Annotated in this window: 6 protein-coding genes; 3 read left to right on the top strand and 3 right to left on the bottom strand. The window is 68.8% G+C overall.

The features are described from left to right. Positions 1-50: 50 nt before the first annotated feature. Positions 51-437: a DoxX family protein gene (locus tag ABSF49_RS19160; protein WP_424114240.1), complete on the bottom strand. Its 387-nt coding sequence runs from the start codon at positions 435-437 to the stop codon at positions 51-53. A gap of 105 nt (positions 438-542) precedes the next feature. After that, positions 543-1151, bottom strand: coding sequence for a malonic semialdehyde reductase (locus tag ABSF49_RS19155; RefSeq protein WP_424114239.1), 609 nt, complete (start codon positions 1149-1151; stop codon positions 543-545). Positions 1152-1255: 104 nt separating this feature from the next. Here ABSF49_RS19155 and ABSF49_RS19150 point away from each other — a divergent pair, with 104 nt between their 5' ends. Continuing rightward, positions 1256-2209: a LysR family transcriptional regulator gene (locus ABSF49_RS19150; RefSeq protein WP_424114238.1), complete on the top strand. Its 954-nt coding sequence runs from the start codon at positions 1256-1258 to the stop codon at positions 2207-2209. A gap of 115 nt (positions 2210-2324) precedes the next feature. Next, a complete protein-coding gene (locus ABSF49_RS19145; protein WP_424114237.1) occupies positions 2325-3062 on the top strand; it encodes a septal ring lytic transglycosylase RlpA family protein in 738 nt (245 codons plus the stop codon). Positions 3063-3156: 94 nt separating this feature from the next. Here the strand turns inward: ABSF49_RS19145 and rpsA are convergent, their stop codons facing one another. After that, positions 3157-4899: a 30S ribosomal protein S1 gene (gene rpsA, locus ABSF49_RS19140; RefSeq protein ID WP_424114236.1), complete on the bottom strand. Its 1743-nt coding sequence runs from the start codon at positions 4897-4899 to the stop codon at positions 3157-3159. 332 nt (positions 4900-5231) lie between these two features. On the opposite strand from rpsA, the gene ABSF49_RS19135 reads away from it, so the two are divergent. Next, entirely contained in the window at positions 5232-6335 is a 1104-nt protein-coding gene (locus tag ABSF49_RS19135; RefSeq protein WP_424114235.1) for an NADH:flavin oxidoreductase/NADH oxidase, read from the top strand. Positions 6336-6592: the final 257 nt, after the last annotated feature.

Below are 6592 nucleotides of genomic sequence, written 5' to 3'. Positions count from 1 at the left end.
AAAAAAATGCGCCGCGCGGGGGGAGACGCGCGGCGCAGGCCTGTTGCGGGTCAGGCCTTGTCGATCGCCCAGGGGCCAGGGCCGACCGCGGCGAAATAGAGAAAGACGAAGCAGAACAGCACCGCCGGCTCGCCGAAGTTGAGCGCGGGGAAGAAGCTGTGCGGAAAATGGGCCAAGAAATAGGCGACGGCCATGAAGCCCGAGAGGACGAAGGCGGCCGGACGGGTCAGCAAGCCGACCACGATGAGGACGCCGCCGACGAGTTCCACCACGCCGGTGAACAACAGCAGCCCGTGCGGCATTTGATCAAGGCCAGGCAGCGTCGGAAAGCCGAGCAGCTTGCCGGTGCCGTGCTCGAGGAGCAGCAGCCCGACGACGATGCGCAGGAGGGACTGCAGGCGGGGCGCCCAGGCGGCGGGAAGGATGGTGAAATTCACGTTGGTCCCATCGTGTGTTTGGGGCGTCCCGCCCGGCGCGCCGGCGCGGATCAAACGCGATCCGCGCCGGACGACGTCGAAGGGCGCGGGGGGGGGGCGTCGCCCTCAGGCGAATTTGGCGATCTGGTCGAAGGCGAAGCGCGGGCTGCGCGGAAACAGCTTCTCGTAGTCGCCGTAGCCGATGTTGATGATCACGTTCGACTTCACGTCCGTGCCGGCGAAGAATTCGGCGTCGATCTTCGCGTTGTCGAAGCCGGTCATCGGGCCGGTGTCGAGGCCGACGGCGCGCAGGGCGAGAAGAAAATAGGCGACCTGCAGGGTGCCGTTCTGGAAGGCGCTGTGCGCGGCGAATTCCGGATTGCCCGAGAACCAGCTTTTGGCGTCGACGTGAGGCATAAGGAACGGCAGGTGCTCGTAGAACTTGAGATCGTAGCCGGCGATGGCGACGACCGGCGCGGCGAGCGTCTTGTCGAGATTGCCGGGCATCAGCGCCGGCGCCAGCCGCTGCTTGGCCGCCTTCGAGCGCAAGAAGACGACCCGCAGCGGCGACTGGTTGGCGCTGGTCGGGCCCATTTTGGCGAGGTCGACGGCGCGGCGCAGCAGCTCTTCCGGAACCGCCTTGTCGACGAAAGCATTATGCGTGCGCGCCTCGTTAAAAAGCAGCGCAAGCGCATCCGAGGACAATTGCTTGGGTTCGGCGACGTGGACGGCCATGGTCAGGATTCCTTTGAGGCGAAACGGCTGTCCCGAACATGGGGGTTGCGATCCATCGCCGCAATTGGCAAAATTGTGCTAGGACCCATCATACGGAGTGATCAGTGATCGACCCCCTGACCCTTGACCAGATGCGCGCGCTGGTCGTCGTCGCCGAGGTCGGCAGCTTTTCTGCCGCCGCCCGGCGGCTCGGCCGCGTCCAATCGGCGATCAGCCAATCGATCCAGGCCATGGAGGCGACGCTCGGCGTAATCTTGTTCGACCGCTCGACTCGCACCCCGGCCCTGACCGAGGCCGGCCAGGCGATCGTCAACGACGCCCGGGCGGTGCTGGAAGGGGCCAGGGCGATACGGGCCCACGCCGAAAGCATCGCCGCCGACGTCGAGCCGGAGATGACGCTCGCGGTCGACTCGATGTTTCCGACGCCGCTGCTGATGGCCTCGCTCGACGCCCTGCGCCACGAATTCCCCGACCTGCCGGCGACGGTGTTCACCGAGGCGCTCGGCGGCGCCGAGCAGCGGCTGCGCGACGGCGCAGCGCGGCTGGCGATCTACACCCTGCCGGGCGGCGCGGCGCGCGACCTCAGCACCCAGTTTCTCGCCCGCGTCGCGCTGACGCCGGTGGTCGCCGCCGACCATCCGCTCGCCTCCGTCCCCGGCCCGCTCGGCCGCGAGGCGCTGGAGCCCTACGTCCAGCTCGTCCTGACCGACCGCACCGACGTGACGCGCCACATCCAGGGCGGCGTCGTCGCCTCGCGCGTCTGGCGGTTCGCCGATCTTTCGACCCGGCTCGAGTTCCTGCTCGGCGGCTTCGGCTGGTGCAACATGCCGCTGCACATGGTCGAGAGCCACATCCTCGCCGGCCGGCTGAAGCGGCTCACCCTCGCCGGCAGCCCGGAAGTCGAACTGCCGCTCTATGTCGTCCACGAACGCGGCCGCCGGCTCGGCCGCGCCGGCCGCTGGCTGATCGACGACTTGCGCGCGCGGCTCAAGACCTGCCCCGGCGCGCACCAGCGCATCGACGGTCATCGGCCGGAGGCCGACGATCTCGTCGCCTGAGCTTCGCCGTGGCGGGATCGGCGCTGTCGAAACGGTCAGCGGATTCCTGCCGCGCGGGGGTTGCCTTTTGGCCCGCCGCCCGCGATAAAGGCGGCGTCTTAAGGGGGGCTTAACCATGCGACGCGCGGCGTTGGTGGGCCTGGTCCTGCTGGGCGCCGCGGGAAGCGCGGCAGGCCAGTCGCCAGACACGACCGAGCGCTCCGCAAAGGCGAGTTCCTACAGCGCCGTCGGCTGGGCCTCGTGGTACGGCCGCGAATTCCATGGCCGGCGCACCGCCGACGGCGAGACGTTCGACATGGGCGGGCTCACTGCGGCGCACAAGACGATGCCGCTGCCGTGCTACGCGCGCGTCACCAACCTCAGAAACGGCCGCTCGATGGTCGTGCGCGTCAACGACCGCGGGCCGTTCGTCGGCGACCGGCTGATCGACGTGTCGGCGCGCGTCGCCAATCTGCTCGATTTCCAGCGCTCGGGCCTGACCAAGGTCAAGATCGACTATGTCGGCATGGCGCCTTTGGGCGGGGCGGACGGGCCGGCGCTGCTGGCGAGCCTGAAAACGCGCGAATCGTCCGATGACGGCGTCAGCGCCTTCGCGCCGACGCCGGCGATCGTCGTCGCCTATGCGCCGACGCCGGCGGCGAGCGGCGTCTTCGCCGAATCGAGCGCGTTGGCGGCGACGAACCGCATCGCCAACGGGCCGGCGCGAACATTGAGCCTCGATGCGCCGCCGCCGCGCGACGAGCCGCCGCGTTCGCCCTACGGCGGGCTCGTCCCGTCGGCCTATGGCGACATTCCGCCGTGGCCCGCCGGGTCGGCGGCGTCGCCGTCGCTGATGGCGGAAATGCGCCCATAGGGCGCTCGGCGCTTCGGTCGAGCCAAAAGAAAGGGCGCCCGCTGGGGGCGCCCTTCGCTTGGGTTGAAGCGGGCGGCGCGCGCCGCCCGACCGATCACTCGGCCTTCTTCTTGTCGCGCGCCTTCAACGCCGCGCCGAGAATGTCGCCGAGCGAGGCGCCCGAGTCGGCCGAGCCGTACTGGGCGATCGCCTCCTTCTCCTCGGCCATTTCGAGCGCCTTGATCGACACCGCGACCTTGCGCGCGCGGCGGTCGAACTGGGTGATGCGGGCGTCGACCTTCTCGCCGACCGAGAAACGCTCGGGGCGCTGATCGGCGCGGTCGCGCGCCAGCTCGCTGCGCTTGATGAAGGCGGTCAGATCCGATCCGGCGATCTTGACCTCGAGGCCGCCGTCCTTGACCTCGATCACCTCGCAGGTGACGACCGAGCCCTTGTGCAACTCGCCCTCGCCGGCCGGAGCTTCCTCGCCGGTCGCCGTCTTGGCGGCGAACGGGTCGCTGGCGAGCTGCTTGATGCCGAGCGCGATGCGCTCCTTCTCGAGATCGACGTCGAGCACCTTGGCGCGAACCTTGTCGCCCTTCTTGTAATCTTCGATCGCCTGCTCGCCCGGCTTCGACCAATCGAGGTCGGAGAGGTGGACCATGCCGTCGACGTCGCCGTCGAGGCCGATGAACAGGCCGAACTCGGTCTTGTTCTTGACCTCGCCCTCGACCACGGAGCCGTTGGGATACTTCTGCGAGAAGGCTTCCCACGGATTCTGCAGCGTCTGCTTGAGGCCGAGCGAGATGCGGCGCTTGGCGGAATCGACCTCGAGCACCTGCACCTCGACCTCCTGGCTGGTCGAGATGATCTTGCCGGGATGGACGTTTTTCTTCGTCCACGACATTTCGGAAACGTGGATGAGGCCCTCGATGCCCGGCTCGAGTTCGACGAACGCGCCGTAGTCGGTGATGTTGGTGACGCGGCCCTTGAGCTTCTGGCCGACGGCGTAGCGCGTCTCGATGTTCGACCACGGGTCTTCGAGCAGCTGCTTCATGCCGAGCGAGATGCGGTGCGTCTCGTGGTTGATCTTGATGATCCGCACCTTGACCGACTGGCCGATCGACAGCACCTCGGTCGGGTGGTTGACGCGCCGCCAGGCGATGTCGGTGACGTGCAGCAGGCCGTCAATGCCGCCCAGATCGACGAACGCGCCGTAGTCGGTGATGTTCTTGACCGTGCCGTCGATCACCTGGCCTTCGGCGAGGTTGGCGACGATCTCGTGGCGCTGCTCGGCGCGGCTCTCCTCGAGCACGGTGCGGCGCGACACGACGATGTTGCCGCGGCGGCGGTCCATTTTCAGGATCTGGAACGGCTGCGGGACGTTCATCAGCGGCGCGACGTCGCGCACCGGGCGGATGTCGACCTGGCTGCGCGGCAGAAACGCCACGGCGCCGTCGAGGTCGACGGTGAAGCCGCCCTTGACCTGGTTGAAGATCACCCCTTCGACCTTCTCGCCCTTCTCGAACGCCTGCTCGAGCTTGACCCAGCTCTCTTCGCGCCTAGCCTTGTCGCGCGAGATGACCGCTTCGCCGAGCGCGTTCTCGATCCGCTCGAGATAGACCTCGACCTCGTCGCCGACGCCCGGCGCCGGGTCGCGGCCGTGATTGGTGAATTCCTTCAGCGCGACGCGACCCTCGGTCTTCAGGCCGATGTCGATCAGCGCCATATCCTTCTCGATGGCGACGACGCGGCCCTTGACCACCGAACCCTCGAACGCCTCGTCGGCGCCGTAGGTCTCATCCAAAAGGGCTGCGAAATCCTCGCGCGTCGGCGCGGAGGGGGAAGCTACGGACATTGTCTCTCCTAAAAGGCCCGATGCGGGCGGCGCCGGCGGGGTTGGCGTTGACAGGGGGCTCCCGTCGCCAGATTCGGGTCGGCGGCGCTTGCGAAGAAGCCGCGGACCCAACGCCGCCTCGTTTCGAGGCGGGCCGGCGCGGGCGCCGGCGGCGAAAGCTCATGGGTTCATGCGCGCGACCCGAGGGCCGAGCGCGCGCGTTGCCTAGCAAGATTGCCAAGCGCGGGCAAGGGGAATATCGCGATTTGTCAGCGCGCGCCGGCCGCTTGCGGCCCGGACCCCGCATGCCCACAATGAGCCTGTCGCTCCGCAAAAAAGCGAGATCGCCCACCATGCCGCACCTGTTCAGCGCCCTTCGCCTGCGCGACGTCACCCTCGCCAATCGCGTCGGCGTTTCGCCGATGTGCCAATATTGCTGCGTCGACGGCTACGCCAACGACTGGCATTTCGCCCATCTCGCCGCGCGCGCGGTCGGCGGCGCGGCGCTGGTGTTCACCGAAGCGGCGGCGGTCGCGCCGGAGGGACGGATCTCGCCGCAGGACCTCGGCGCCTGGAGCGAAAAGCACTTCGAGCCGCTGGAGCGCATCGCCCGCTTCATCGACGGCCAAGGCGCGGTCGCCGGCATTCAGCTCGCCCACGCCGGCCGCAAGGCGAGCACCTACCGGCCGTGGTCGGGCGACGGCGCCGTGCCCGAAGCGGAGGGCGGCTGGCGCCCCGTCGCGCCGAGCCCGATCGCTTTCAGCGAGCGCTACGCGACGCCGCAGGAACTGAGCCTCGCGGCGATCGCAGAGGCGCAGAAGGCCTTCGCGACCGCGGCTGAGCGCGCCTACGCCGCCGGCTTCCGCGTCGTCGAGATTCACGCCGCGCACGGCTATCTCGCCCACGAGTTTCTGTCGCCGCTGAGCAATCGTCGCGCCGACGCCTATGGCGGCGCGTTCGACAATCGCGTGCGATTCCTGAGCGAATGCGCGGCGGCGGTGCGGCGGGCGCTGCCCGACAAGTGCCCGCTGTTCGTGCGCATTTCCGCTTCCGATTGGACCGAGGGCGGCTGGGACGTCGAGCAGTCGGTCGAACTCGCCCGCCGGCTGAAGCGCCTCGGCGTCGACGTGATCGACTGCTCGTCGGGCGGCAACATCGAGAAGGCCAAGGTTCCGGTCGGACCCGGCTATCAGGTCCCGTTCGCCGAGCGGATCCGGCGCGAGGCGGATATCGCCACCGCGGCGGTCGGCATGATCACCGCGCCGGCCCAGGCCGATGCGATCATCCGCTCCGGCCACGCCGATCTCGCGCTGCTGGCGCGCGAACTGCTGCGCGAGCCCTATTGGCCGCTGCGCGCCGCCCGCGAGCTCGGCCACGCCATGGCCTGGCCGGCGCAATACCTGCGCGCCGGCCCGACGGGCGCCCCCGAGCGCATGCCGGCCCACGAGATCGATTGAGGGCGGAGGGGCGCGCGAGGAGAGCGTGGAGGCGGGGCGGGCGTTTCTGTTCAGTCCGTCATGGCCGGGCTTGTCCCGGCCATCCACGCCGTCCCGCCGCCGCCTGCTTTCCGGCAAGTGAGCCGAAGCTCGACCGCGTGGATGGCCGGGACAAGCCCACGGCTGTCCGGTTCATGTTGGGCTCCAGTTTAGCGAGAGTTGCTGCGAGTCGAGCGGCGAGGGTCTTTGCGGTTGCTTGAGGCGGGTGAAATCCTTGC

The organism is Roseiarcus sp. (assembly GCF_049514155.1).
Lineage (GTDB): Bacteria > Pseudomonadota > Alphaproteobacteria > Rhizobiales > Beijerinckiaceae > Roseiarcus.
The sequence above is the reverse complement of the archived record's forward strand: the minus strand, read 5'-3'. Positions and strand labels throughout refer to the sequence as shown.

Bases quoted from the DNA above. Each gene is read 5' to 3' on its own strand.
- ABSF49_RS19155 (WP_424114239.1), bottom strand. From the start codon at position 1,151: ATGGCCGTCCACGTCGCCGAACCCAAGCAATTGTCCTCGGATGCGCTT.
- ABSF49_RS19145 (WP_424114237.1), top strand. From the start codon at position 2,325: ATGCGACGCGCGGCGTTGGTGGGCCTGGTCCTGCTGGGCGCCGCGGGA.
- rpsA (WP_424114236.1), bottom strand. From the start codon at position 4,899: ATGTCCGTAGCTTCCCCCTCCGCGCCGACGCGCGAGGATTTCGCAGCC.
- ABSF49_RS19135 (WP_424114235.1), top strand. From the start codon at position 5,232: ATGCCGCACCTGTTCAGCGCCCTTCGCCTGCGCGACGTCACCCTCGCC.